The 26,879-nt window shown below is 58.6% G+C and carries 23 protein-coding genes; 8 read left to right on the top strand and 15 right to left on the bottom strand.

The genetic code is table 11. The annotated features are described in order from the left end of the window. Nucleotides 1-105: 105 nt before the first annotated feature. The 4 genes from QKE19_RS07355 to typA all read right to left on the bottom strand — a co-directional run bounded on the left by QKE19_RS07355 (nucleotide 106) and on the right by typA (nucleotide 5,728). Complete coding sequence (locus QKE19_RS07355; RefSeq protein WP_069358854.1) at nucleotides 106-627, bottom strand: hypothetical protein; 522 nt, start codon at nucleotides 625-627, stop codon at nucleotides 106-108. Beyond that, on the bottom strand, nucleotides 620-1,573 hold the full coding sequence (gene mshB / locus QKE19_RS07350) for an N-acetyl-1-D-myo-inositol-2-amino-2-deoxy-alpha-D-glucopyranoside deacetylase (protein ID WP_347890703.1): 954 nt from the start codon (nucleotides 1,571-1,573) through the stop codon (nucleotides 620-622). Before mshB ends, QKE19_RS07355 begins: the two co-directional genes overlap by 8 nt. A gap of 8 nt (nucleotides 1,574-1,581) precedes the next feature. Further along, a complete protein-coding gene (locus QKE19_RS07345; protein ID WP_187400435.1) occupies nucleotides 1,582-3,732 on the bottom strand; it encodes an ABC transporter family substrate-binding protein in 2,151 nt (716 codons plus the stop codon). Between the two features lie 82 nt (nucleotides 3,733-3,814). Beyond that, a complete protein-coding gene (typA, locus tag QKE19_RS07340; protein WP_016422389.1) occupies nucleotides 3,815-5,728 on the bottom strand; it encodes a translational GTPase TypA in 1,914 nt (637 codons plus the stop codon). 635 nt (nucleotides 5,729-6,363) lie between these two features. On the opposite strand from typA, the gene QKE19_RS07335 reads away from it, so the two are divergent. From QKE19_RS07335 to QKE19_RS07315, 5 genes are all read left to right on the top strand, one after another. Further along, on the top strand, nucleotides 6,364-7,056 hold the full coding sequence (locus QKE19_RS07335; protein WP_016422388.1) for a hypothetical protein: 693 nt from the start codon (nucleotides 6,364-6,366) through the stop codon (nucleotides 7,054-7,056). A gap of 96 nt (nucleotides 7,057-7,152) precedes the next feature. Continuing rightward, entirely contained in the window at nucleotides 7,153-7,797 is a 645-nt protein-coding gene (locus tag QKE19_RS07330) for a DUF402 domain-containing protein (RefSeq protein ID WP_049172719.1), read from the top strand. Between the two features lie 29 nt (nucleotides 7,798-7,826). Continuing rightward, entirely contained in the window at nucleotides 7,827-8,438 is a 612-nt protein-coding gene (locus tag QKE19_RS07325; RefSeq protein WP_049189470.1) for a suppressor of fused domain protein, read from the top strand. 107 nt (nucleotides 8,439-8,545) lie between these two features. Then, nucleotides 8,546-9,043: a hypothetical protein gene (locus QKE19_RS07320; protein WP_048732907.1), complete on the top strand. Its 498-nt coding sequence runs from the start codon at nucleotides 8,546-8,548 to the stop codon at nucleotides 9,041-9,043. Between the two features lie 82 nt (nucleotides 9,044-9,125). After that, nucleotides 9,126-10,358, top strand: a complete 1,233-nt coding sequence (locus QKE19_RS07315) for an amidohydrolase (RefSeq protein WP_049189471.1) — start codon at nucleotides 9,126-9,128, stop codon at nucleotides 10,356-10,358. A 395-nt stretch (nucleotides 10,359-10,753) separates the two neighbouring features. Here QKE19_RS07315 and QKE19_RS07310 read toward each other — a convergent pair whose 3' ends face one another. From QKE19_RS07310 to QKE19_RS07285, 6 genes are all read right to left on the bottom strand, one after another. Then, complete coding sequence (locus QKE19_RS07310) at nucleotides 10,754-11,938, bottom strand: acyl-CoA dehydrogenase family protein (RefSeq protein WP_016422383.1); 1,185 nt, start codon at nucleotides 11,936-11,938, stop codon at nucleotides 10,754-10,756. A 107-nt stretch (nucleotides 11,939-12,045) separates the two neighbouring features. Next, nucleotides 12,046-12,891 carry a YdcF family protein gene (locus QKE19_RS07305; protein WP_049193650.1) on the bottom strand — a complete coding sequence of 282 codons (846 nt, stop codon included), beginning with the start codon at nucleotides 12,889-12,891 and terminating at the stop codon, nucleotides 12,046-12,048. Next, nucleotides 12,891-13,406: a para-aminobenzoate synthase gene (locus tag QKE19_RS07300; RefSeq protein ID WP_049193649.1), complete on the bottom strand. Its 516-nt coding sequence runs from the start codon at nucleotides 13,404-13,406 to the stop codon at nucleotides 12,891-12,893. Before QKE19_RS07300 ends, QKE19_RS07305 begins: the two co-directional genes overlap by 1 nt. 19 nt (nucleotides 13,407-13,425) lie before the next feature. After that, nucleotides 13,426-14,196: an energy-coupling factor transporter transmembrane component T gene (locus QKE19_RS07295; protein ID WP_042389227.1), complete on the bottom strand. Its 771-nt coding sequence runs from the start codon at nucleotides 14,194-14,196 to the stop codon at nucleotides 13,426-13,428. 44 nt (nucleotides 14,197-14,240) lie between these two features. Further along, complete coding sequence (locus QKE19_RS07290) at nucleotides 14,241-15,857, bottom strand: ABC transporter ATP-binding protein (RefSeq protein WP_070429527.1); 1,617 nt, start codon at nucleotides 15,855-15,857, stop codon at nucleotides 14,241-14,243. 8 nt (nucleotides 15,858-15,865) lie between these two features. Next, a complete protein-coding gene (locus tag QKE19_RS07285; protein WP_049189346.1) occupies nucleotides 15,866-16,474 on the bottom strand; it encodes an ECF transporter S component in 609 nt (202 codons plus the stop codon). Between the two features lie 157 nt (nucleotides 16,475-16,631). Between QKE19_RS07285 and QKE19_RS07280 the strand changes: the two genes are divergently transcribed. Next, nucleotides 16,632-18,683 (top strand): hypothetical protein, encoded by a 2,052-nt coding sequence (locus tag QKE19_RS07280; RefSeq protein WP_347890702.1) that lies wholly within the window; start codon nucleotides 16,632-16,634, stop codon nucleotides 18,681-18,683. Nucleotides 18,684-18,772: 89 nt separating this feature from the next. After that, a complete protein-coding gene (locus tag QKE19_RS07275) occupies nucleotides 18,773-18,970 on the top strand; it encodes a hypothetical protein (RefSeq protein ID WP_049172707.1) in 198 nt (65 codons plus the stop codon). Between the two features lie 155 nt (nucleotides 18,971-19,125). Here the strand turns inward: QKE19_RS07275 and QKE19_RS07270 are convergent, their stop codons facing one another. The 3 genes from QKE19_RS07270 to QKE19_RS07260 form a co-directional block, all read right to left on the bottom strand. Then, nucleotides 19,126-20,466 (bottom strand): alpha-amylase family protein, encoded by a 1,341-nt coding sequence (locus QKE19_RS07270; protein ID WP_048732927.1) that lies wholly within the window; start codon nucleotides 20,464-20,466, stop codon nucleotides 19,126-19,128. 4 nt (nucleotides 20,467-20,470) lie between these two features. Further along, on the bottom strand, nucleotides 20,471-21,883 hold the full coding sequence (locus QKE19_RS07265; RefSeq protein ID WP_048732929.1) for an amidohydrolase: 1,413 nt from the start codon (nucleotides 21,881-21,883) through the stop codon (nucleotides 20,471-20,473). A 135-nt stretch (nucleotides 21,884-22,018) separates the two neighbouring features. Further along, nucleotides 22,019-23,401, bottom strand: coding sequence for a M18 family aminopeptidase (locus QKE19_RS07260; RefSeq protein ID WP_347890701.1), 1,383 nt, complete (start codon nucleotides 23,399-23,401; stop codon nucleotides 22,019-22,021). Between the two features lie 264 nt (nucleotides 23,402-23,665). Here QKE19_RS07260 and QKE19_RS07255 point away from each other — a divergent pair, with 264 nt between their 5' ends. Then, nucleotides 23,666-23,863, top strand: a complete 198-nt coding sequence (locus QKE19_RS07255) for a hypothetical protein (protein WP_048732933.1) — start codon at nucleotides 23,666-23,668, stop codon at nucleotides 23,861-23,863. A gap of 2 nt (nucleotides 23,864-23,865) precedes the next feature. Here the strand turns inward: QKE19_RS07255 and QKE19_RS07250 are convergent, their stop codons facing one another. Together QKE19_RS07250 and QKE19_RS07245 are read right to left on the bottom strand one after the other, a co-directional pair. Continuing rightward, on the bottom strand, nucleotides 23,866-25,209 hold the full coding sequence (locus QKE19_RS07250; RefSeq protein WP_284856972.1) for a glycosyltransferase family 87 protein: 1,344 nt from the start codon (nucleotides 25,207-25,209) through the stop codon (nucleotides 23,866-23,868). Nucleotides 25,210-25,523: 314 nt separating this feature from the next. After that, nucleotides 25,524-26,717 carry an HtaA domain-containing protein gene (locus QKE19_RS07245; protein ID WP_246819314.1) on the bottom strand — a complete coding sequence of 398 codons (1,194 nt, stop codon included), beginning with the start codon at nucleotides 26,715-26,717 and terminating at the stop codon, nucleotides 25,524-25,526. Nucleotides 26,718-26,879 lie beyond the last annotated feature (162 nt).

Raw genomic sequence — 26,879 nt, 5'->3', positions numbered from 1 at the left:
CAACGTGGGTGTTGTTTTCAACTGGCTCCAGAAAGAGCCACATTGATGCGGGCCTGCCCTGTATCAATTCCTCACCGTCTCCTGCAGTATCCGCTGCGGTTTTCGCTAGAGTGCCCGCAGATGGCGCAGTGGCCAGGCACCGCCCAGCACACCGCAAACAAGCAGCAGCACTGTTCGCAACCACTGCCCCATTGCCAAGTCCCCACCGAAGGGCAGCACTGCCCACAGCAGAATGCCTGCAAAGCCCAGCACCCAGATGACAGTCGGAATTGCAGCTTTGGAGCGATCGCGTGTCCACAGCAACGCTGTGTTGGTGATAATCAGATTGGCAATATAGGCCAGCGGAATGGTCCACGGCAACGGAATAGCAACCGAGCCGATGGTAATCCACACTCCGAGGAAAACTACTTCAATCACCAACGCTGCCAACGCAGCCAGCGACAGCCAGACTAGCGCTACTGTGACCTCCCCCTGATGGAAGTTCTCGCGTGGCTGCGAACGTTCCGGGTCACCCCAATAGCGCTCATCCCCGAATGTGCGCTTTTCAATACTCAAGCGCTCGTTCTTCAACTTTCCGCCAGCAGCGTTAATCAAGTCTTCGCTTTCGTGAGGCTGAGGGTTACTCATCGTCCGCACTCCCCTCCGCTTCCAGATCCACGCTCGGTACAGAGTCGACGCTCGCTACCGGCTCTGGCGGTAATTGGATATTCACCAGCTCCCCCAGCTCTTCCAGGGACGCAGCGGTCGCCGTACCAAAACGGTATGCCTCAGTCGGTGTCACCGGCTGACACAGCAAATTGGAAAACGCCCAGACGGCTCGCGCACGACCAGAGCCATCGGTCTGCCCATAGACAGCATCCGGATTCACCTCGCTGACGGAACCATCGGCGAACCACACCTGCGTCGCATGCGCGCGCATGGCCTCAACCTTGGCAGCCACAGCGGCGTCATCCAGCTGAACCTCGAAATGGCCAGTCACGGTGGCGAAGTCGTCGACATCGCACGACTGCCAGCTCTCCGGTACCACGGTAATGGCATCCAGCCCCGCCGCCATTGCCTCACGATCGGTGACCGCCCACAGCGTCGGAAAGCGATTTCCGCACGCCGCGACAGTGATATCGTGTGCGCGAATGTGGTCCGGGTGCCCATAGCCACCATCGGCATCGTAGGTAATGACCAGGTCTGGCTGCAGCTCATCGAGGATGGTGCGAAGCTGGGCTACCGCCTCATCACCTGAGTTCATGAACGCACGGGGATGCTCATTACCCTTGTCCCCTGCCATACCGGAATCACGCCAACGCCCGGCACCACCGAGGAAACGTGGCGCATTGTCTGGGCTATTGGCCCCCAGCGCACGCAGCGCCGAGCGCAACTCGGCGACGCGGAAACCGCCCAACTGGTCAGCTTCATCAGCAACTAGCCCCTGGTACGGCGCGCCGATGACCTCTCCCAGCTCGCCCATCGTGCAGGTCACTACGCTTACCGACGCTCCGGAGCGCGCGGCAGCCGCAATCAAACCACCTGTCCAAATGGACTCGTCATCTGGATGTGCGTGAACAAAAAGTAACTTCACGGGCTTTCTTACTTCCCCTTGTTCTCCTGGTCGGCGTTATCGCGGACTTCTTGGTTCTGACCCGAACCGTCCTGCTCAGTATCTTCGCGCGGACTATCTCCCGGTTGAGAATTCTCAGACGATTCTCGAGTCCCGCTTTGCGTCGCGACTCGGCGAACCTCGCCCAGAACACCGAGGCGGCCCAACACTGGGTCATCGGTCCACTGCGAAGAGTCCTTCCGCCCAGTAATTGTAATTTCCGGGCTGACGACCGTCAGCAAGCCGTCTTTCACCAAGGTCAGCTCGATACTGTGGCCAGCAATGATATCGGCGAGTTCAGCGGGCAACGCAGAACTGTCGGGAGCGAGCAGCTCATCAACCTGCGGGTCACAAAGGCCGGAAAGATTCTCGCTCCGAGCAGCCGATTTCGGAGCGACAGATACTCCGCTGAGGTCAGCCGGCTCTGCTGAGGTAGAAGATGTGGACTGCTCAGACGATGTTGTCCCGTCCAGCGAGCTCTGCTCTTCAGCGCTCTTTCCCCGGTCTTCACTTGGTGCAGGTTTTGTCGAACTGTCAACGCCCTCAGACTCAGACTCGGATTCTGACTCAGACTCGGTAGCCGACTCTGCGCCTGCTTCATCCAAGTCCTTCGGCGGTAGCGAACTGATCGAGCCTTCCGTACACGCATAGCGTTCCCGGGCCGCCTGGACGGAATTGGGCTGCTCTGCCCATGCCACCACGGCATCGACGGTTCCGTAGGGCAACGAAGAACGCAGCATGTCCGCCGGTGAATACGAAACAACGGTGGCGGGGATACCAGCTGCAGTCAACTGGTCAGCGACCGCAAAAGCCGCAGCGCGTGCCGCTATACCGTCGCTAATGATGCCGATTCGTAGCGGATTGTCCTCAGTAAAACCGGCCTGTGGCGCCTCGGTTTTCTCCTGGTCACGACCGTCACCAGAGCCACCTGCGATTCGGCGCCCGGTGGCCACCTCTGAGACCTGTGCAACGTTGATGGTGTTCAGAATGGCCCGGCGGACGGATTCGTCGGCAAGCCTGCTCGACGCGAGGTTGGTACTGAAAACCAGTTCCCGGTTGGGCTCATGGAAGAACTCAGCAACACCGGGGATCAGACCGTACGTCAGCTCAGACGTCTCCGTCGGACGGACCTGCACGGCCTGGATCTGCTTCGACCGCAGTTGCTCCGCACCATCGATGGCACTACGCATGGCACGCAGCGTAATAACCTCCGAGGCTGCTGGCTGCTCACCCCAGTAGCGGTCATTTCGAACCAGTCGAATGATGTTGCGGCCGACATCCATCGACTCGACGGTGTACTGCCCACCGGAGGCCGGGAAACGGCTGGCCAGCCCTTCGGAAAAACCATCAGTGTTCGACCGCATCAAATGCGCTGGCAAGAGATGTGCAAACAGGCGCTGCCAATGCGTAATCGGCTGAGTGAACGTCACATCAATCTGACGGCCACCGTCGGAGACATCAATGGATTTAATCAGCTCATAAGTCGCCGTATCCAGCGATCCTGGCGTGGACGTGACTTGGGAAAATAGGTAGCGGAAGTCCTCGCCACTGATTGGCGTGCCATCGCTCCACTGCGCCCCTTTTCGAATGCGGTAGCGGACATGCTCTGCCGCTACCGTCGGATCCGTGATGTCAACACCGGCCGCTTTCCCGTTTCCAGCTCCGTTTCTGGCGTCACCGTCTTTGCTGTCATCACTCTCGATGACCTGCACGGAATCCAGCAAGTCGGAGTTGAGAAGCCATTGGGGAGCTCCTGCCGAGCGAGCATTGGCAGCGTTATCCACCACTCCGGGAGCTTGCGCGGCGGCACTAGCGTCACCAGCCTCGCCCTCTACCGGCGCAGGGGTGAAAACACTAGGCAGTGTCAGTCGCGCTACCAGGCTGGTCACCGGGGAGACGTCGGCAAGCAAATGCGGATTGAAGCCTTCGACAAACTCGTCGACACCGACCGTGACTTCACGCATCTTTTTGGCCTGGTCAGCGGTGTCTTCCTGCTGCACCGGCGCTTCCTGCTGCCCGGGCACAGTCGGAGCGTCCGAGGGGCGAGCCATGCACGAAGACGCCAAAGCCGCCGTCACGCAGAGTGTCGATGCTACGAAAAATCGACGAGAAGCTGCGTGACGACGGCTGCGAATAAACATATCCACGAGATTACTCGACACCTGACCGAGTCAGTTACCCCGAGACTGGTTTTCAGGTGGCCCAGTCCCCTACCAACCCGAATTACTTCTTATTCATGGCCTTCGCGCGGGAACGAGCGCGAGCGCGATCGGTGGCGCTGAGGATCTGCTTGCGTACGCGAATGCCCTCCGGGGTGACCTCAACGCACTCGTCAGCACCACAGAACTCCATAGCCTCATCGAGGGAAAGCTTGTGCGCCTTCTCCAGAGTCACGGTCGCATCAGCCGAGGCTGCGCGCATATTGGTCAGCTTCTTTTCCTTGGTGATGTTGATGTCCATGTCCTCATCACGCGGATTCTGGCCAACGACCATGCCCTCGTAAGCCTGGTCACCCGGCTCGACGAAGAAGGTGCCGCGGTCAGAAAGCTGAATCAGTGCGTAAGCGGTGATCTGGCCGGTACGGTCAGCCACCAACGATCCTGTCGGACGGTCCTTAATCTCACCAGCCCACTCGCCGTAGCCGGCCGAGTAGTGATTGGCGATACCGGTGCCCTTGGTCTCCGTCATGAAAGTAGTGCGGAAGCCAATCAGACCGCGGGACGGAATGAGGAACTCCATGCGCACCCAACCGGTGCCCTGGTTACCCATCTGCTCCATGCGCCCCTTACGAGCCGCCATCAGCTGAGTGACAGCACCCAGGTGCTCTTCAGGAACATCAATGGTCAGGTGCTCGTACGGCTCCTGAACCTTGCCGTCGACGGTCTTGGTAACAACCTGCGGCTTACCGACGGTCAGCTCAAAGCCCTCACGACGCATAGTTTCAACCAGAACGGACAGCGCCATTTCACCACGGCCCTGCACCTCCCAGGCATCCGGGCGCTCGGTCGGCAGCACGCGCAGCGAGACGTTACCAATCAACTCCTGGTCCAGGCGGGCCTTGACCATACGAGCGGTCAGCTTATCGCCACCACCCTGGCCTGCCAGTGGCGAGGTGTTCACGCCGATCGTCATAGAAATAGCCGGCTCATCGACCAGGATGCGCGGCAGCGGGTCCGGATGCTCGGCATCACAGAGAGAGTCACCGATCATGACCTCGTCGATACCGGAGATAGCGGCGATGTCACCAGCAATGGCCTCTTCAGCAGGTACGCGGGTCACGCCGACGGTACGCAGCAGCTCCGCGACCTTCGCATTCTTGACATGCTCATTGCCCTCGGAGTCGTAATGAATCCACGAAATCTGCTGTCCCTTGCGGATACGGCCCTTATGGATACGAATCAGACCAATTCGACCGAGGAAGGAGCTGGAGTCCAGGTTGGTAACCTGCGCCTGCAGCGGGGCATCAATCTCAGCGGACGGCTCCGGGAGTACCTCGGTGATGACGTCGAACAGCGGCTGCAGGTTCTCAGACTCCGGCAAGTTGCCGTTACCCGGGTTCTCGGTAGAAGCCTTACCGGCACGACCAGAGGCATAGAGAACCGGCAGCTCAAGGTTGCGCTCAGCGACCTCAGCAGCTTCCGGGTCTTCCAGGGTGGAGGCTAGCTCGAGCAGCAGATCCTGTGCTTCCTCGACAACCTCGTCGATACGTGCATCTGGGCGGTCAGTCTTATTGACCACGATAATCACCGGCATGCAGGCAGCAAGCGCCTTGCCCAGGACGAAGCGGGTCTGCGGCAGCGGACCTTCAGAGGAGTCGATCAGCAGCACGACACCGTCAACCATGGACAGTGCGCGCTCCACCTCGCCACCAAAGTCGGCGTGACCAGGGGTGTCAATGACGTTGATGATGAGGTCTTCGCCGTTCTTGCCCTCACCTTTTCGGCGAATAGCGGTGTTCTTCGCCAAGATGGTGATGCCCTTTTCCTTTTCAAGGTCACCAGAGTCCATCACTCGGTCTGCAACTTCTTCGTGGTCGCTGAAAACGCCGGACTGCTCCAGCATGGCGTTCACGAGAGTGGTCTTGCCATGGTCGACGTGTGCGACAATGGCGACATTACGGAACTCGGTATCGCTCACAGGCGGATAGCTCCTAACAAGCTAAGAGGACTAAAAGAAAAAGATACGGCCTTGCTCTAAAGGACTGTCTTTACGACTGCCTTTAACGCCCCGCATCAACGCGTAATAAAGCGTTCTACAGTGTACTCCTTCTTAATGCCCCTGCACATCTGGCAGAGATTCTCGCAACCCCGAGCACCTATCCGTCATGCAAAGTGGCACTGCCGCGCCACCCTTAGGGATAAATTACCCCCTTACTGCACCCCCGCTTTACCGACAGCCATAACGGCATATCCGCCAGCGCCACAACGCTTCACGACGGCAATCTCTCAGCCCGCCATGTGACACATGTGACCAAATGCCATAGTTGTAACCCCACGGGATGAGACTTGACTTCACCCGCTTACGCGCTGCGAAACACCATTAACACCACAGGCATACATGACGTCACAATTTTCACAATCATCTCGTTCTACACCAAAAATCACTCTAATTAACTTGCGACACGCGGGAATCCGTGCGTTAATCTCCTGAGAAGATTCTGAACATTTCTTTTTCAAATCTTTCCAATTCCCGTTGGAGTCGTTCTAAGATGAGCAACGATTCCGAAATTTTGATTCCGACTCCAATAGCCCACGAATGAGAGGTTCTTCACCGTGGTTTCGACTGGACGCTCCTTCCTGCGCCGTGCCGCAGCGACCTTGGGTGCAGCTGCAATTCTCACTGCGGGCATGACTCCCGCCGCTTCTGCTTCCCCGTCGCTGGACTCCCTGAACATCGCTTCGCCGAATCTCTACGGCAACGCGCGCGACATCATTAACTCCCCAGGCGTTCCTGAGGAAATTTCCAGCGCACTGAACAAGGGAATTGACTTCCTGACTGGTGAGGGCGAGGGCGAGCCGGGCTTCAAGGTTCCGGAAGGTGCCCCGAAGACCAACCAGTTCCTGCTGCCTACTGTTGCCGACAAGTGCATCGGCGGCGAAGGTCGTTCCTTCGGCCTGGCCACTACCGTTCCGGGCCCGGCAGACCTGCCTCTGCCAGGTGTTCCAGAAAACCAGCTTGGCTTCATTTTCACTGGCCTGGGCACCAAGCAGCTGGCTAAGCAGCAGGACACAGAGATGAATGTCTACTGGGTCAACGTTGCTAACGGCAAGTACGGCAAGACCACCCTGGAGAACAACGGCATCAACGCCGAGGAGGGCCCGGGTGCTGTCAACGGCACCGCTGACACGGGCAAGGGCGTGGTCATCGCTGTCATGCAGGGCGGTATCACCACTCAGGAAGAGCCTGGTCCGACCAACTGCAGCTACACCCCGACCGCCGGTGTCTTCCCGGTCGGCCTGAACTAAGTTTTTCTAGTTCTCCCCTAGCCCTTTTTGCATCACGTATGCAGAAAGGGCTTTTCTATGCCCAAAAAGGCAACCCCTACACGTTAAGGTATTCGCATGTCCACTTCACCGGCCACTTCGGCTTCGACCGCGGCAGCTCCTGCGCTCTCCCCAATTCGCTCGAGTCAGGACACACATCCTCCGAAAGTCGAGACCTTTGACCTACGTGAAATGGTCAACACCGACCCCAAGGGCTTTCAGCGCAATGTCGACGAGTTCCGAACTCTCACACCCAGCCGCCTTTATATGCGCCGTGGGATGGATCATCCAAAGTTTGGATATCTAGAGTCATTCCTGCTTGCCGACGAGGGGTTGCGCATCAGCATTTATCACTTCCGCCCGGGCGTGAAGGTGGAACACCAACGTTACGTCGATATTGTCAGCATCGACCGGACTGATCCGCAGTGCTGGCGTATGACCGATTTGTATCTCGACATCCTGCAGGCACCGACCGATCCTGAGGCCATAGCTCCCCTACCTGTCGATGCGACCACACAGATTCGCGTTGAAGATGTCGACGAGCTCGTCGCGGCCCACACCCAAGGGCTGATTAGCGATGAACTCACCGAATTCGCTATCGAGACCACGCTGACTGCGCGCGCCGCAATCGCTGCACACGGTGACAACATTGATACGTGGATGCAGACTTTGAACCTCGATGCGACGTGGGCTGATGCTGTCGAGCTTTCGCCCGCAGCCTAAAATGACCACCTCAACAAGGAGTACCGCCCGTGTTCGATAACTTAACCGGCCCCATTCCTCCCGCCGGCCCTGATAGCAATGCGATCATCAAAGCAGTCCGAGCAGCATTTTCCTCCTACTTTGAAGAGTCCGACCCCGGCGAAGCCCAGCTGACCTTCCTTGGTTCTTCGCCACTGAAGATGCTGCGCTTCGGCCCTGACACAGACCGGATTGTCACCTACGCAACACTCGGTTGCAGTGCCGAAGCGATGCAAGATCCGTCCGCAATGGTGGTGGACACCAACTCTGGCCCGCGTGCCGAACTCGTCTTGCCTATTCGTGGTGGACTGGACGAAGTCATCCGCCCGCTGGGTATTCTTGCCGCTTCCCCAAGCATCGAAGGCCTCATCCTCACCGAGGGGGCACTAATCGACTTCGGCCAGCCACTGTGGGATCAGTCGCGCTTCACCGGTTTTGTGCTGTTCAAGGCAGAAATCCCGCCGGTCGCGGTGGAGGAAACCGAAGTCACAATCTTCCAGCCGGTCCCCGCCACGACCAACGAATTTGCCCTTGCTCGCGCTAAGGGCGTTGACGAACTGCGTCGCGTGTGGGAAACCCAAGGTGTCGACTTCACCGACCCGCACCGCACCAGCGCTGTATAAAAGTTAGCTTTTGTGGTGGTTGCCGGTTATCTGCTCGTCGGCAAGCGATAAGTTCAACCTAGCAGTGACGTTTCGCGCCGCGACAGCGTGGTTTAGAGTATGGAATTATGGCAGTCAATTCGGCTAAAGACGTTCCTTTCCATGCGGCGCAGTCCTTTAGGTGGTGGCGGCTCGCGGTATATGTTTACGTCCCAGCGCTAATCCTCACCGTGGTCAGTTCCCTATTGAAATGGGACGCGACTGTTACGGAAGCGGCAAAGGCCAACAACATCGAGGTTTCTGCTGCACAGACCAGCTTGGCCGTGAGCTTCGCGTTTGCGATTCTCGCGCAGACGGCAACGGCGATTGCGTGCTGGTGGCTTGCTGGCAAACTCCTTGAAGGATCGACTGCAGCGCGCACGGTGCTGTCCGTGGCGGCGGCAGTTTTTGTCATTAATGCATCAATGACGCTGGTCGGAACGATTTCCCAGGTACGCTCCGGAGACTCGTCGGCGCTCGGTTTGATTACAGCTGGCCTGCTGATTGTTGCCTCTATCATCGCCGCAACTGCAACCGCCCAGTCCTACCGCGGCGAGCGTAACCAGAAGTTCTTTGTGACGACGTAGGCAGCTCTTAGAGGTTTGGGGCGGGACGGGGATGCCTTCCAGGGCCTCCACCGTCCGCTTTAGGTCGGCGTACATTTTAGGTATGCCCACTAATACTGAGAGCGCCAGAAAGATTCTGAATGGTCTCGCGTCCACCCAATCCCAGCGCGAGGAACTGTACAAATATTTCCACCGGCACCCTGAGCTTTCCATGCAGGAGCACAGCACTGCAGACCGGATTATTCAGGAGCTCGAATCTTCAGGTATTTCCACAAATCGCGTCGGAGACACCGGCATCGTTGCCATTATTGAGAACGGTGCCGGGCCGATTGTAGCTATGCGCGCAGACATTGATGCGCTACCGGTGAAGGAGACTTCCGGCAAAGACTACGCCTCCACGGCAACGCAGATTGATGAAAAGACCGGCACAGAGGTCCCCGTCGCCCACGCTTGTGGGCACGACTTCCACCTGATGTCTTTGCTCACAGCGCTGCAGGCTTTCAACGAAAACCTTGATCAGTGGTCTGGCACATTCATCGGTATTTTCCAACCCGCTGAAGAAACCGCCGAAGGTGCACGCGCAATGCTGGCGGCAGATCTGGAGAGGGCTATTCCGCGTCCCGACGTTTATCTCGGTCAACACGTACTAGCTAGCTTGCCCGGCGGTTATGTGGGAACTCGCCGCGGGCCAGTTCTCTCCTCTGCATTCTCGGTCAAAGTCACTGTGCACGGTAATGGCTCCCATGGATCCATGCCGGAGCTCAGTGTCGATCCCGTTGTCTTGGCATCCACCATTGTGATGCGCCTTCAGACCATTGTCTCGCGTGAGGTAGCGGCCACCGAGACCGCAGTGGTGACCGTTGGTGCGATTCAAGCGGGAACTAAGTCCAACATCATTCCTGACTCCGCAGAGCTGCTCATCAACACTCGTGCCTACAACAGCGCCGTGACCGAACACCTCAAAGAGGCAATCGAGCGCATTGTACGAGCAGAGTGCGTTGCTGCCCGCAGCCCTCAAGACCCGCAGTTCACTTACTACGACCGCTATCCCCTCACGAATAATGACGGGGATGCCACGAATACTGTGCGTGAGGCATTCGACGCGTACTTCGGTGAAGAAGTCTCCGACTTGGACGCAGTGGCCGCCTCTGAAGATTTCTCAATCATCCCCGATGCGCTTGGAGTGCCATATACGTACTGGGGGCTCGGCGGTTTCGCGGATGAGAGCAGCGCCGTTGGCAACCACAACCCAGCTTTCGCCCCTGACCTCCAACCCACTCTTGACCGGGGAGCAGAGGCAATCGTTGTAGCTGCCTGTGCTTGGTTGGCGAAATGAGGGTGTGATTAGCGAGGCTGATGTGTGCGGCTGCTGGCGAGCTGGTGGATGGTGTAGTGCCGGACTCGTGCGGGGCTGGAGTGCCGGACGGCCGAAAAACCGGGGGTTAAGCGAAAAAGTAGGCCCCGGCGCACGCCGACCGGACATGCTTCTTGCTACTTAACCCAAAAACTTACGGGCTGCAAATGTGAAACTGTATGAGTTTATGACACTTTGAAGCCGTTTTTCGGGCCATTTCTGTCATAAACGCAGTCAGTAACTCGCATCGCCCCACCGCCGCTGGTCATAAATGCAGTCAGTAACTCGCATTGGGGTTAAGCGACAAATCCTGAGTGATGCGGTGGCATGAAAAAGCCCCCGCCTTGGTAGCGAGGGCTTAGCGTTTACGCTGGTGATTAGCGCTTCTGTGCGTCTGCGAGAATCTGGCGACCTGCGACCATGCGGCAAATCTGGTTAGTGCCCTCGTAGATCTGGGTGATCTTGGCGTCACGCATCATGCGCTCAACCGGGAAGTCACGGGTGAAGCCGTAACCACCGAGCAGCTGCACGGCATCAGTGGTGACCTGCATAGCAACGTCAGAGGCGAAGGTCTTGGCGTTTGCGGCCATCAGACCCAGGCGAGCGCCGCCCTCAGCAGTGCCACGCTCAGCGTTAGCGGCTGCGGTGTAGACCATGAGACGAGCAGCGTCAATCTTCATACGCATGTCAGCCAGCATGAACTGGGTGTTCTGGAAAGCAGCGATCGGCTTGCCGAACTGCTGACGCTCCTGCACGTAACCAACGGCGTAGTCGTACGCACCCTGCGCGATGCCCAGTGCCTGTGCACCAATAGTCGGGCGAGTGTGGTCCAGGGTCTCCAGGGCAGTCTTGAAACCGGTGCCCTCTTCGCCGATGATGCGGTCAGCCGGGATGCGGCAGTTTTCGAAGTACAGCTCCGCGGTCGGGGAACCCTTGATACCCAGCTTGTGCTCCAGGCCACCGACGCGGAAACCCTCGTCGTCCTTGTGGACCATGAATGCAGAGATGCCGTTGGCACCCTTCTCCGGGTCGGTGACAGCCATGACGGTGTACCAGGTGGAGCGGCCACCGTTAGTGATGAAGCACTTGGAGCCGTTGAGGACCCACTCATCGCCCTCACGGACCGCGCGGGTCTTCATGGAACCGGCATCCGAACCGGCCTCACGCTCAGTCAGTGCGTAGGAAGCCATTTCACCGTTGGCGATGTCCGGCAGGACCTTGCTCTTCAGCTCGTCGGAGCCCTTGAGGATCAAGCCCATGGTGCCCAGCTTGTTCACAGCCGGGATAAGAGAAGCCGAGCCACAGACACGAGCAACTTCCTCAATGACAATGCAGGCCGCAACCGAGTCCGCACCCTGACCACCGAACTGCTCCGGCACGTGGACGGCGTTGAATCCAGCCTCGTTGAGAGCCTTCAGGGCCTCCTCCGGGAAACGCTCGTTCTCATCGACGTCCGCTGCGTACGGAGCAATCTGCTTCTCCGCCAGATCACGGATAACGGCGCGGAGCTCCTGGTGCTCCTCTGGCAGCTGGAACAGGTCGAATCCTGGGGTCAAAGCCATGTGGGTGTTCCTCCCGATTTAATGATTCCGATGTCGTGTTCGATATCGCGCTCTACGCATTTCTACGTAGCACTATCACCGCACGACGTATTTATCTTCGTTCGATACTAGTGGCTAACGCTTCGCCCTACCCGCGAAATTCGTAAAATTCTCGCGTTGCCGCTCGGCGCCCACAGAATAAACTGCGCGAGGAATTCCCGCAGCAGCGATGTCGCCCAGTACCTCAACGGCGTATAGGCGCCGACGACACACCAGGGTTCCAGCCCCCGTTCGCGCATGAGCTTCGCTACCCGTGGCGCATGAAAATCACTGGTCACAACAACCGTTCCAGCGCTCAACGCACCGTCCATGCCGCGCATCAATTCGCACGCATAGTCAATGTTTTCCGACGTATTCGTCGATTGGTCCTCGGGGATCAACTCGATGTCGCCGCGCTTTACGACGTCCCCAGCGTTCGCCTCCAACCACTCCACCATGGCGTCCGCTTCGGAGCAGGTGGCATCTGTCACCGCTTCACTGCCGACCCCACCGGAGCAGATGATTCGCTCGGTACGCTCATCACACGCTGAGACTGCTCGCTGTAATCTTCTGGCCAGCAGGGCCGAGGGCCGATTGTTCTTCAATCCGCATCCCAGTACAACCACGGTGTGTGGCGGCAGAGTTGGTTTTTGGGCTGCACATCGAAGGCGAACGGCCTCGAAAACGATCGCTGCGGCTCCTGGTACTGCGAGGCCGGCGAGCAGGGGCGTCGTCAAGCGATGCGATGCGCGAGCGTAGTAGGCGCGGCAGCTGGCCAGTGTCCACGCGGCACCTACTGTGGGAAGAACCCACCGCGGAGGTCTGCGATTGGGCAGGCGTGGTGGGCGTAGCTCCGAATTAGCGGCGACGCGTAGTCCGCCGACGAGGAGCATGGAACCGAAGCCTGCACCGAGGCACGCGAGTGTTTTTCTCATCAGAGCTTCCACGTTAACTGTTCTGGGACGTTGATGGTCCAGTCGACGAGCTGTTGCGGATTGTGCTTCGCCATATGCTGGGATTCCTGCTCGGCCCACATGTCCCAGTGTTCCTCGAAGTGGTCGTCGCGAGCCATGGCACGGGCAAATCGAGTCTGTGTGTCCAGCTCTACCCAGACTCCCCAGGCGTTGCCGTCGCCGATGGCGCGGGCAGCGGCAAGGTTAGCTTCAGTGACAGCGCCGCAGCCTTCGACGATGAGCGAGGAGTCCGGTGGCGTGGGGACCCACTCGGCGAATTCACTGGCGTACCAGTCCCACCGGCGATACCCGCGCTCATCGGCCGGTAGAGCGGGGTTCAAAATGGTCTCCGCAACTGCGGCCGATGCTTTCTGCAGGCCGGACCAGCCCGGATAGACATCCTCCAAGTGGATAACTGGCCAACCGAGGATACTGTGCAACTTTGCCGAAAAGGTGGTTTTGCCACTGCCGGAACGGCCATCGATAAGCAGAATCATCGTGATCGAAATGCCTTTGCTACGCCACGCCCAGGAAGCGGAACTCCCCGGCCCACACGGAAATACCGATTGCTGCGACGGCGATGGCAAGGCAGGCGGCCATGGTGACATAGTCACGCGCGGCCAATGTCGAGGTGTGCCACCACGTACGCTTAATCGGTGCACCAAAGCCGCGGGCTTCCATGGCTGTAGCCAGTTTGGTGCCGCGGCGCAGCGCGAACACCAGCAGAGCGAACACCTGAGAAGTAGTGCGGCGGATTGCACCGTGGTCACCCAAACCGCGTGCGCGACGGGCTCGGGTCAGCGCCTGCCAATCGCTGATGAACAGGCCGACGAGCCGCAGACTCGCCACCGTTGCCAGCACAAAGCGGCTGGGCAGCTTGAGAATCTGCGCCAGCCCATTGCCCAGATCGGTGGGGTCGATATTGGCTGTCAACACGACAACTGGAGTACCGATAGCCAGCACACGCAACATAATCGCGATGGCCAGGGAAATAGAATTATCCGTCACATGCGCAAGCAGGAAGGAGAAATACTCTTTGCCCTCCGGGTTGCCGTAGAGCGCCATCGAGATTCCAGAGATGGGCGCGGCGATAAGAAGTGGCAGGCTGCGTCCTAGAAAACGACGAAAACCCAAACCCGACAGCGGCACCAAGAAAAGCGTGCAGACAAGCGCAACCACTGCGGAGACCCAGTCGATGGAAATCAGCAGCGGTGTGGTGAGCAAGAATAGGCCCAGTACTCTCGCCACCGGGTTGACCGTCGCGAGGAAAGGCTGCTTACTCGAAATAGCGCTCTGCGTACCTTCAGCCGTACCGGCGGAACCGACTTCAGTCACGATTTCCCTCCTGCTTCGCCCTGGCCGCGCGCACCGCTAGTGCGGCTCGGACCGGCCTGCTCCCCTGAACCACGCTGTCCCGGCGCCGCACGGCCTGACCGCTCCGGATGAAACGAATCCATGTCGATGACGTAGTCCCCCATCGCTTGTACCACCAATGGATCGTGGGTAATCGAGATAACAGTTCGGCCGTCGTCAGCAAGTTGGCGAAGCAAAGTGAGCAGCTCGGTGAATGTCCGGCGGTCTTGGCCGAACGTCGGTTCGTCGAGAAGCACAATATCCGGCGCTGTCGCCAGAATGGTCGCCACCGACAGACGTCGCTTCTCACCGCCCGAGAGTGAGAACGGATTCGCCTTGGTCAGAGCCGTTAGCCGCAGCCGCTCAAGTAATTCCTCGATGCGCTTATCAGCGTTGACACCGACAAGCTTCGGTCCAAGCTGCAACTCTTCCAGCACTGTGCCGGTGACAAATTGATGCTCGGGGTCTTGGAAGACCGTGCCAATCCGAGTAGCCAACTTCTTCGACGGCCATTTCCACGGCGCACTACCGCTGCCGGCCACTTGGACCGTGCCCGCCATCGGCTCAAGCAGGCCGCCGAGCGTCAGCGCTAACGTGGACTTCCCGCTGCCGTTGTGACCAACGATGCAGGTGGAAGCTTCGGATGGGATAGAAACGGATACTCCGCGAGCAATAGGCTCAACAGTTTCGCTACCCCTGAACCACGACTTCTTCGCGCCATAGCCGATGTCCAGATCGCGGGTTTCGATCGCGATGTCACCGCTAGGGTGCCCGTCCTGGTCGCAGGCAACTGAACGCGCATCCGGCAGCGCGGGCGGAGCACCCGGAATCCACACCCCAGCATCCGTCAGAGCCTGCCCGTAGTCTTCCAAGACCCGATGCGGTGCACCATCGGCAATCACACCTCCGCGACCCAGCACGATGATGCGGTCGACCACATCGACCCACGCATCCACTCGATGCTCGACCACAATCAGTGCCGCACCGGTCCTCTCCGCCGCGGTAATCGCAGCATCGCGTAGTACCGGCACACCGGCCGGGTCGATGTTGGCCGTCGGCTCGTCCAAACAAATGACCCGTGCGCCCATTGCCAGCACACCTGCCAATGCGAGGCGCTGCTTCTGCCCACCCGAAAGTCTGTGCGTGGGATGATCCAGCGGCAAATCCAGCCCCACCAAATCCAGGCTGGCGCGCACTCGGTTGCCAATCTCAGCTGGGGCAACGCCCAGGTTTTCCGCACCAAAGGCAACATCGTCGCCAACGCGAGCACTAATCGTCTGCGAGTCAGGGTCTTGCAGCACCAAGCCCACCGCGCCCCGTGCGGAAGCAGGAGTACGACCTTCAATCAGGAGCTTTCCGGTGGCTTCGCCATCGGAGTCGTCGCCAAGCACGCCAGCAATAGCGGCGAGCAGCGTCGACTTCCCCATCCCCGACGCGCCGAGCAACAGCACCTTTTCACCGCGCTCGATGTCCAGCGTGATGTCGTTCAGTACCGCAGCTTTGCGCCCCGCGTGCCGATATCCGAACCCCCGCGCGCTCACCGCAGGGACATTTCCGCTTGACGACGGCCCCCGCGTCAACGCCTCATCTGTCATCGATTTTCCTAGACGTCGTCGTGCCGCTCTCGCCCGATGGCAAAACGATCCAGCGCTCCAGTTGCCGCCAGTGCCTTAGCCAGGAAGTAAGCCAGCAGACCGGCGAGGACGGCACCCGACAGCGCCGTGGAGATCAGATAGATGACGTTGAATTCGAAAGTCTTGGCCAGGTTTCCAGTGAAAAGCTCGAAAGTCCATGCGCCAACACCTGCCATGAGACCGGAGATAACCACGGTGGCCAGGTTGTAGCTCTTATACGCCAGAATGAGGAACACCAGCTCCGCGCCGAGCCCCTGCGCCAAACCTGAGTACAGGGTGGAGATACCCCACTGGTTACCGATCAGTGCTGAAACCGTCGCCGCGATTACCTCGACGAAGATAGCTGCACCCGGCTTGCGAATGATGTACGCGCCGAGCGGACCACCGAGGAACCACATACCAGCGACCAAACCGCCAAGACCAGGAGTAAGCGCGTTGACTGCTTCATAGCCCGCACCGCCGATGATGTTCCAGATAACAAAAATCAGGCCAACGGCCACGCCGATAACAGCTGCAATGATGATGTCAATATTGCGCCACGAGAAGTTAGCGCGCGCTGCACTCGCCGATTGCGTCATCCCACTTGCTCCTATTTTTCTTTAACTCGAGCGGTATTGCTCAAACATTATTGATGTATTCATTAGCGGCGTATGAAGCCTGTGTCGACACGCCCTAAGCACTAACTTTTGCCTACCCTACCGCGCCCAGCAGATGGCCTAGATAACATAAGGAACCATGACTAAAGCCGAGCGGTCATCTACAGGAGATACCCCAACTGCCCAACCCCCTCATACGCCGACAGTCGGCGATGAGGGGACAGCCGCGGATTCCGCAGTGAAAACTGCCGAGGCCCCTGGTGCTGACAACACCGCTGAGCAGGAAAGTTCTCGCCCATACTACATGCCCACATTGACGTGGGGCGAGCGACTTGACCTGTCTGCGAAGCAGTGGTGGCCACTCATCGGAGTTGTTATTGCGATACAGCTTGTCGCTCGCATTCTGGTGCTGACTAGCCATGGTTTTTACTGGGATGACTTCATCATTGTTGGCCATCTTTACGACACCCCACTGCTGAGCAAGGACTACCTGCTTCAGGATCACGACGGGCACCTTGCACCACTGGCCTTCTTGGTGCAAGGCCTCTATCACCTCATCGCACCGTGGAACTGGTGGCTACCGGCTATCACCATGGCCGTGATGTCGGTAGTGCTGACATACGCCACAGCTAAACTCTTTGAGCTTCTCACCGGCCGCACGCTGGTGTCTCTCTTCCTCATCACGATCGTCGCCTGGACACCGCTGATGCTTCCGGGCGACACCTGGTGGTCGGCCGCGGCCAATTCCCAGCCGTTCCACCTAGCATTTGTGGTTTTCATGATTGTCGCTATTCGCACGACTATGCGTCGTTCCTTCGGCCCCCGCCCGTGGGAGGCCGTAGGCCTGTTCGTGCTGCTGGCCGTGGCGCTCGGGTTCTTTGAGAAGTCCCTGGCTATCGCGCCGATTTCCATGCTGGTTGTCGTCACTTTGGCTTACATGGAGCGCAGAAATATCCTGCAGGTTCTCCGCCGTGGCCTCGTCATCTGGATCCCATCGATGCTGCTGACCGGCGCCTGGGCACTGTGGTACTACTTCGGCCCCGCCGAAACCACCGGCTTCATTTCCGACAAGCTACAGCCCGAACTGTTCTTCAACGGCCTCGGCCAGATTTTTGCCGGCATCATCGGCGGTCCAACAAGCTGGGAACGCTGGGCTCCGGGACAGCCGTTTGCCTCCGCTTCGTCTCAGCTGATTACTCTCGGCGGCATTATCCTGTTGATTCTGTCTGCCACCCTCATCGGCCGCGATTACCGTGGCTGGGCTCCGTGGACGCTATCGGTGGCGTACATGTTCACCACCTTGTTCGCCATCACCCTGTTCCGCTCGGGAGAGAACACCTCTGGCGTGCTGGCGCACACTTTGCACTACTACTCTGATGTCGCGCTCGTGATCGTAATCTGCGTCGCGATCTCCCTGGCTGGACTCCCACCGAAGGACGAGGCGCCAGCGCTGCTACCGGCTCGTACGCACATTCTGATTTGGTCGCTGGGCATCGCGCTGGCTGTCACCTCCACGATTTCCGTGGTCACTTACCGCAATGCCTGGTCTGATGACATCGCAATGGAGTGGATCGGCAACACCAAGGCGTCGCTGTCCGCGCTGCGCGAGGAAGCCGATGCCGCTGGCCCCGACAAGGCGATCGACTACAATCTCATCGACCAGCCCGTCCCCTTCGAAGTTCTCGTGCCCGTCGCCGCTCCGATGAACATGTACTCGCGGGTGTTTGATGCGGTCTCCGATCGCCCGCCGTTTGAGCGCGTCACCGGTCACCCGCGCATGTTCAATACAGACGGTTCGCTTATCGACGCCAAGGTCTCCGAGGTCACCCGTGTCACTGACGGCCCTGTCGAGCAGTGTGGCCATCGCATCACAGTTGGCGAGGACGGCACCGCGTCGAAGGACATCAAGTTGGAGAACATCATCAAGCTCGGTGACTGGGTGCTTGAGTTCCCGGCCACCGCCTCCGAGGACATGGATGTGCGCCTGTCGCTCCCCAATCCTTTCGAGACTGAAGAGCAAACCCGCGGTGGTTCCACAGTCGTGAAGATGAACAACGATCTGCGACCGCGCTATGTGTACCTCAACGGTGGCGGAAATACTCTCCATGTCGATGTGGAAAAGGCGACTCCGGGGGCAACCCTATGCATCGGCGCGGGGGCGATTGGCCCCTTGGTTCCCGCAAGCCGTTAAGAATCCTCTAAGATATTGCTTTAAGATAATGTGAGAAAAGTTTATTAGCCCCTTGTAGCTATTGTTTTTCCGACAGAGGAGCCACATCCATGCGTAACCGCATCGCCGGCGCTATCGCCGCATCCGCCATTGCCGCAGCAGCCCTGGTCGCTTGCTCTCCCCCGAATCAGGTTGACTCGGACGTGAAGGTCGGCGACCAGGCCAACCCGTCGGAGACCTTCGAGCAGAAGGCCACCACTCCGGCATCCTCCGACGAGATGACCCCTGCTGAGACCGCAGAGATGTAATCACTGCATCTGCGAAAACAGGGGTAGCCAGCAAACATAAACGCAGTCACTACCCCTTGTGCCCACTCATCGATGGGGCACGAAAGAATTACCGCCTGGACATTGTGTCCGGGCGGTTTTGGTTCTCCGGGGCAGCCTAGAGCCGCCTAGAGAGCCTAGGAAAACTCAAATTCCACGTGGTCACCATCACGGATCACCGCGCTGGTTGCGCCGTTTTCCAGGTTCAGCTCGACAACGAGCGAGGGCATCTCGCCGGAAGCTCCAGCCTCACCCGAGGCTCCGGCAGCATCGTCCACGAGCGCCGCGTCGGTTGCGGTCACGCGGTAGCGAAGAAAACCATTGCGCAATTCATCAGTCTCCACGCGAGCGGAGTGCAGCCATGGGAAGCGGCGTCGCACTGCAACGAGCTGCTGGTAAGCGCGGTAGAGATCTGCGCCAAGCGCAGAGAGTTCCTCCGGGCTATCCGGGAACACTGGACGGATCTGGTCGTCACCGCCGATGCGTTCCTCTTTGAGACCGGTATAACCCTGTTCGTCGCCGTAGTAGACCAGCGGCACACCGGCCACGGTAAACAGCACCGTCGCCGCCAGCACGGCCTTGTCGGCCCCTACCTGCGTCGCAATGCGTGAAACATCGTGGTTGCCCACAAACGTCACCGGCACAAAAGACTCCGCGAAGGTGTTATGGCGCTTCAGAGTCCAGTCCAGCTCGAAGAAGTTTTCCTCCTTCAGCGCAGACCAGGTCGCTTTCCACAGCTCGTATTCCGTCACCGAGTCCATGCCGGACACCGACACAATCTCCGCATAGTCACCGTGGATGACCTCGCCGTAGATAAAGGCGTGCGGGTGCTCAGCACGCACTCGCGGCAAAACCTTGTGCCAGAACTGTGGGTCCACTGCGTAGGCCGCATCCAGTCGCCAGCCATCAATCCCCCGCGCCAGCCAGTAATTCATCACGTTGACGACAAAATCAACAGTCGCGTCACTGGTGTGATCGAATTCGACCAAACTCTCATGGCCCTCAAACACCGGCGCGGTCATGTCGCCATCTGAGTGAGTAAACGCAAAGAGCTGTGCTTCTTCAGAGTCAGGGTTTTCCTTCGCGGTCTTCAACGCGGGTGCCTCTGCCCCGATGTGGTTGAAGACGCCGTCGAAAAGCACTTTGATGCCGCGCTCATGGGCAGCTTCGATGACAGCCTTCATGTCCTCTTCGGTACCCAGGCGCGAGTCAATGCGGTAGTAGTCCTCGGTATCGTAGCCGTGGCTAGTCGACTCGAATACTGGAGCCAGCTGCAGGACGTTGAGCCCGAGCTCCTGGACGTACGGAAGCCAGTCAATCAGTTTGCGAATTCGATTGACCGGCGCGGCGCCTCGATCCTTCTCACGGATGGGCGCTCCCACAAACCCCAGTGGATAGACGTGCCATCCAATCGCCCACTTCGACCACTCAGGTGCGGCAGCGAGCGTCTTATTAGGGGCGTTGGGGGTCGTGGACATTGTCCTATGCATCCTCTCTAGGTGCCTGAGGCTGATTGGAATTATCTGATGCCGCCGCCTCAGGACTCGGTGAGGTCTCCCCCGCCGATTCGCTTGACGACGCCCGCGCCTGGCCCGCATGCGACTGTGGCGTGCCAAGGCCTGCCTTCCGCGGCCGTGGAGGCACGGAACCTGCTGCGGGCATGGTCGGAGATGTGGCAGGTCGCTCCGGCGGATGATTCTTCGACGGGTTCAGTGCGTCGAGCGCGATTTGGATTTCCGTGCGCATGCCATTGACCATGGCTCTCTCCACAATTTTAAACTTGGAATTGTGGAGAAAGAAGGGATTACCCGCTTCCGGGCCACCGGTGCCGAGGAACATGTAACAGCCCGGCGCTTCACGAGAAAAATAGGAGAAGTCATCCGAAGGAGCCCACGGATCGGCGGCGAACACCTTGGAGTTGCCAACTGCCTTCGTCGCCGCATGCCAGGCACGATTGACTGCAATGTCGGCGTTGACCACCATCGGGTACGGAATCTGCCAGTCGAAAGTCGCCTGTGCGCCGTGAGCTTGGCAGACGCCGTTGACGACGGCCTCGATACGCTGGCAGACAATCTCCCAGTCGGCCTCATCCACCGAGCGGATGGACACTTCCAGGTTGGCCGTATCCGGAATCACGTTGCCGGCCTCACCTGAATGCAGTGAGCCGACGTTGACGATATTCATGTGCTTCGGATCCACATCGCGGGAGACAATCGTGTTCAGCATGAGAGTCACCTCGCTGGCGATGAGCACCGGGTCAATCGACAGCTGCGGGTTCGAAGAGTGTCCGCCACGGCCACGAATCGCGATGGAGACGATGCCCGACATGGTTGTCACTCGCCCAGCGCAAATTCCCACATGCCCTACCGGATGCGGCGCGACGTGGAAGGCGTAGACCTCATCCAAGTCATCGGCGGCACCCTTGTCGACCAGCTCACGAGCACCGCCCGGCAGCATTTCTTCGGCGTGCTGGAAGATGCACAGCACCTTGCCGTGCAGTTGATCGCGCATTCCAGAGAGCACCTTCGCCGTGCCCAGCAGCATCGCCGTGTGAACATCATGCCCACAGGCGTGCATCACACCTGGCGTGCGCGAGGCGTACGGCAGTCCCGTTTCCTCCTGAATCGGCAGGGCGTCAATATCCGCGCGGTAGCCAATCACACGGCCAGTGCTGGGGTCGCCCGCTGTTCCCTCGATGACGCCAATTACGGACGTCGGGGTCAACCGGTACGTCGGGATGTCCCACTGATTGAGCAAATCCTCAATCATGTCCGAGGTCCTGTACTCCCGGAAGCTCAGCTCCGGATTCTGGTGCAGTTGGCGACGCCATGCCACCGCCTCTTCGATAGGTACTTCAAGGCGGTGCGACGGCAGGGTGTCGTTAGCATCAGTCATGGTTCATAGCATGACAGAAAATAGGCTCCACGACGAGCAGCTACGGAAATTCCCTCACCCATTTTCGCTTCACGACGGCCACAGCGCCCCAACATCTCCACTGCTAGAGACGACTTCAGCGCTGCCAGCGAGCTGCTAGTTTCCGGCACCCCAAAAATCCACGGTGAGTTCGGCCAACCACCATGGATCAATCGTGCCGCACATCTCACGCGCCGAGTGCATGGAGACCATCGCAGCTCCGATATCGATGGTGTCGATACCCAGTCGCGTTGCAGTGATCGGGCCGATAGTGGAGCCGCATGGCTTGTGGTTCGCAGATACAAAATACTGCACCGGCACTTCCTGACCAATGCGCTTGGAGGTTTCCGCTGCAATTCGGACAACCTCGGCCTGACCAGCCGCCGTGGTGGCATAGCGCTGGTTGGCATTGATCTTCACCACTGGGCCAGCATTGAGTTCCGGCTGGTGCCCCGGCTCGTGTTCACCTGCATAGTTCGGGTGCACACCGTGTGCGCCGTCGGCAGAGAGACAGATGGAACCGCGGTAGAGCTGCTGGGTGCGTTCCAGGTCAGCGCCTGTGGCCGCTGCGATGCGGGACAGAACGTCGGCAAGCAGTGGCCCTGCAGCGCCCGTAGTGGAGGCGGACCCGACTTCCTCGTGGTCGAAAGCGACCATGACGGGGATGGTGGTTGACGTGCTCCAGTTTTGGCGGAGCAAGGTCTCGAAGGCAACCAGGGAGGAGTGGACACTGAGCAGGTTGTCGAGTCGGCCAGAAGCCAGGAACTCATCGTGAGCACCGAAGGTGCGCGGCTGCTGAGTGTCGAAGGAAATGAGGTCCCAGGCGACGATGTCGTCGATAGACAGGCCCGCAGCATTGGCGATGACCTGGTACACATCGGTGCCGAAAGTATCCAGTCCGATGATTGGTGCAGTGTGATTCTGCTTGTGGAGCTTCAACCCCTCTTCGTTAACCGCACGATTGAGGTGGATAGCCAACTGCGGAATACGCGCAACCGGGCCAGTGCGAGCAAGGTGCTCATTGCCGCTTTTATCAATTACCCGACCGGCGAACTCAATTTCGCGGTCGGTCCAGCTTCCCAACAACGCGCCGCCGTAGACTTCAACGGCGACCTGCGCATAGCCTGCGGCGGAGGTGCGCGCGTTGGGCTTCACACGAAAACCGGGCGAATCCGTGTGGGAACCCACAATACGGAAACCGGTGAAATCGGCAGCCGGCGTCTCCGGGACGATCCAAGCAACGGCAGCGCCATCGCGACGCAGGACGTAGGCACCGGGTTTACTTGGCCACTGTTCGTGCTCATCGATGACCGTGGCACCGGCTGCACTCAGACGGTCAACGACCTGTTGTGCCGCATGAAATGAGCTTGGCGACGCAGCCACAAAATCTATTAAATCCTCAACGTGACTGAGCGCTGCCGCCGGAACGCTGCGCGATGCCGCGTCCGAGGTATCCGCTGAATCCGGGGACTCAGGGGTGGGTGCCGAAGAAATAGCCATAACCAAACTCCTACTTCACATTTGATTCCGGATTTCATTGTATTGGAGCCCACAACTGACCGTGACCGAGCATTAAGCCGGTCCACAGTGTGATGCAGCTTTCATGTTGGGAACGGTATCCACTTAGTCACTTTTGCCCGTTTTAACTCGATATCGGGCATATTCAGACATATAGTGGCAACCGCATCAAAGAAAACCATTTGAATACAGAACCTCTCAAACCGGAGTCCCGACCGGATCCCGACCACAGAAAGGGTTTATACCGTGAGCCTTGAAAACCTGTTCCCCCGCTCTTTCACTACCAAGCGCGCCTTTTTCTCTCAGCCGCTGCGCGAGGCTCTTACCCGCGACACCAGCAGTGACGCTAACGCAGTCCACTTCGGACACCAGGTTAAGAGCGCCCGAAACGAGATCTACAGCGACATGTCCGCCCGTGACATCGTCTCTATGCTGAGCCGCTAAATTTAGCGCTTCCTCAAGTCGAATAAGACCATTGGCTCTGGCTGAGGAAATTTCAACGTCTCCGCGGCAGCTAATTCACTGCCAAAACCAGCTCCAACCTCGCCTGCATCACGATCGCCGTACCGATGTACCGCAAACGCGTGGCAGCCACCAACAACTAGCATCAATGCCAGCGTCAAGAGCATCGCAGTAATCCCCGAGTACACAAATCCGCCGGTATACGGCGTAGCAGCAATCGGGTTTGTCACAGGGAACGTCAGCAGGACCACTAGCAACGCAATACCGATATACGGCCACTGTCTGGTCAATCGGGTCCGCGCCATGGCGGCCAAACCGAACACAGGCGTGACCAGCATCAACATGTAGTGGGTCCAAAGAATCGATGAGAATGTGGCTGCAATAAGCCACGCGCCGGTGATTAGAAACTCAAACCGGTAGACCGGGTTCAACCACGCAACTGCGGTGACCATCAACACCACGCCAAGCGCAATACACAGTGGAATCGTTTTCACGTGACTCGGATAATCACGCACCACTGTTACTAATAAATCAGGATTGCCCAGGTCTGTGGCTAAAGTCGACGCCAACGACTGATTCGCACCACCGACCAAGACCGACGCACCAATGTCGTCGATTCGGTCAATCCAGTCCGAAATAACCGGCATGTCAATGCGGATAAGCATCCAGATCGCCAGTACCGCCGTGGTGGCCAGCGACCAGAGGGCTGCGCGCCGTCGATAAGCGAAAAAGAGCATCACGGCGATAAGCGCATACGGAGTCAATTTAATGGATGCGACGATGCCGAGGACGATGCCCGCGAGCCAAGGACGAGTGCGCGAGGCGGCAAGCCCATAGGCGACGCCCGCGACAATCAGCGGTGTCGTCTGACCAATCCAGAACGAATTAAGAGTGGTCGGCAGGGCGAATACGCATGCGGTAACCAGCGCTGCGATACCCCAGGGCATGGTCGACCGAAACCACAGGTGGTAGGAAGCTGCGACCAGGACCACGACGGCCATTCCGGAAAGAAACAGCAACCAAGCAACCGAGGTTTCAAAGCTCATGACGTGGGATATCGCTCCCAGAGCCTTTGCAAACAAAGGGTTTTGCACAAAGGGATGCGTAAATGGCGCAGACACTTCCTGCGCCAGGCGTGGCCAGACCTCTCCACTCATGGCGGTGAAATCGATTGGATCGGCATCATAGAGATGGGACTCAAGTCCCCTGTCCATCAGTAGCCCGCCCACCCAGAGCGACGCCCAATCGTCCGGCTGGGTGCGGCCATTCCAGGCCAGCAGCGAGGCAAGACCACCGAGCAGCGAGACCAGCATAAGAGGCCAGCTCATCACAGGCGATTGCGTCAGCGCAGGGACCTGATTGGGTTTGCGAACCCATATTTTTCGCGAGGCCCGCGACGGAGACTCCGCAACAGCACGTTGCGACTCCGCAACCTGTGACGATGCCCCATCCTGTGACACCGGTCCTTCTGCCCGACTATGCCGTCCCACGTTCCTCCTCATCGCTGGTAAGCGCCTCTATCTAATGTAGTGATTCCAATACGGCAGTGGTTACAACCCCACAAGAACCCGCAAGGTATGACGGCTTACTTTGAACGAAGTGCCAGGTGGACAACAATTGGCGGCCATGATGACCGGAGGGACTACCGGAACTGCGAGATAGTGCCGATGGTCGTGATCAGCTGATCGCCATCACTGTTGACAACAGCGGCTATGGGCATACGCTCCATCTCATCCGGACCGACATCGTAGCCCTGCGAGACCTCTGCCGTAATAATCTTTCCGGTCGGGCCGTCCTCAATGCGCGGATTACGAACGACCACATGAACCAGACTGAACTTCGCGGTGAAGTGAACTTCTCCGCGGTAGCTCTCCCCTTCGGCATCGCTGTTGTCATTGTCGCGGGTGAATGAGACAACACCGTCCTCAGGCTCTAGAGCACCGTTCTTAGCAGTGACTCCGCCACCCAGTGCGCCGAATACCTTCTCCAGCGCAGATACAGAAATTACTAAATCCTCGCTGGAGGGAGCCGGGGCATTCTTGCCCGGAGCATCCGAATAATTCAACGGAATATAGATTTCCTCGGCCTCATTAATAGAGCCGGCTGCCGGGTAGACGTAAATACCCCAGTTTTCACCAGCTGGGGTCTCTGGCGGGTCAACAACAATGCGGGCTTCAAAACTGCCGTCATCTGTCATCGGGGTAGCCTGACGAGCGATAGAACGCCGCATATCGACGCCCTGGTTCGGTATGGCCTCGAGAGTTCCGGCCGGCGTGACCCAGGCAATGTTGTCGTGTGGATGTTTCCGCGCCGAAGACGGAGCACCTTCACTTGGCTTCCACGAGTCTGGGAACGCACTGTAGAGAACGTAAACACCATTGGGCACACCCGGAGGAATTGGAAGCGGGTAACCACCACGGTTGGCCGACGGATTGAAACCACTGCCGCGAACAATAAGAACATCGCCGCGATGAACCGTGGCACCTTCAGCTGGTGTGCCGTCCTCAAAAGTGACAGTAACTTCCGGGGATTCGACATACTGTGAATCCTGCGGCTGGAAGTTCTCCGCTGGATTAATCACATTGGGAAAATTGTCCGGCACGATTGGCTTCGCAGTTTCAGCCATTGCCGGGGACACAAACGCCGAAAGAACCATGGCGCCGGACAGCGAAACCGCAGTCGCAGCTCTGCGCGCACCCCGCCCCACCGGTCGACGCACGTCTTCTCCAACCGTGGATGATTCAGAGCTGAATGAACGGCGAGTGTTGCGAGTGTTGCGAGCACCTGCGAGATGGCGGTGGGAATTATCGAAAGTCAGGAATCTCAGGCTGTGCATATAAGCAATGTACACCCCACTAGTTAGGTTTACCTAACGCCTTTATGAAGGTGCGCCTTACCCTCCCCCGTTTGAGGCTCAACACTGAGGCCGGCAGAAATAGCTGAAAGCAAAAGAAAACCGCGGCCAAGCCCAATAGAGCTCGACCACGGCTTACTTCAG

The sequence above is a fragment of the Corynebacterium sp. c8Ua_99 genome (genome assembly GCF_039907185.1).
Taxonomy (GTDB): Bacteria; Actinomycetota; Actinomycetes; order Mycobacteriales; family Mycobacteriaceae; genus Corynebacterium; species Corynebacterium jeikeium_D.
The sequence above is the reverse complement of the archived record's forward strand: the minus strand, read 5'-3'. Positions and strand labels throughout refer to the sequence as shown.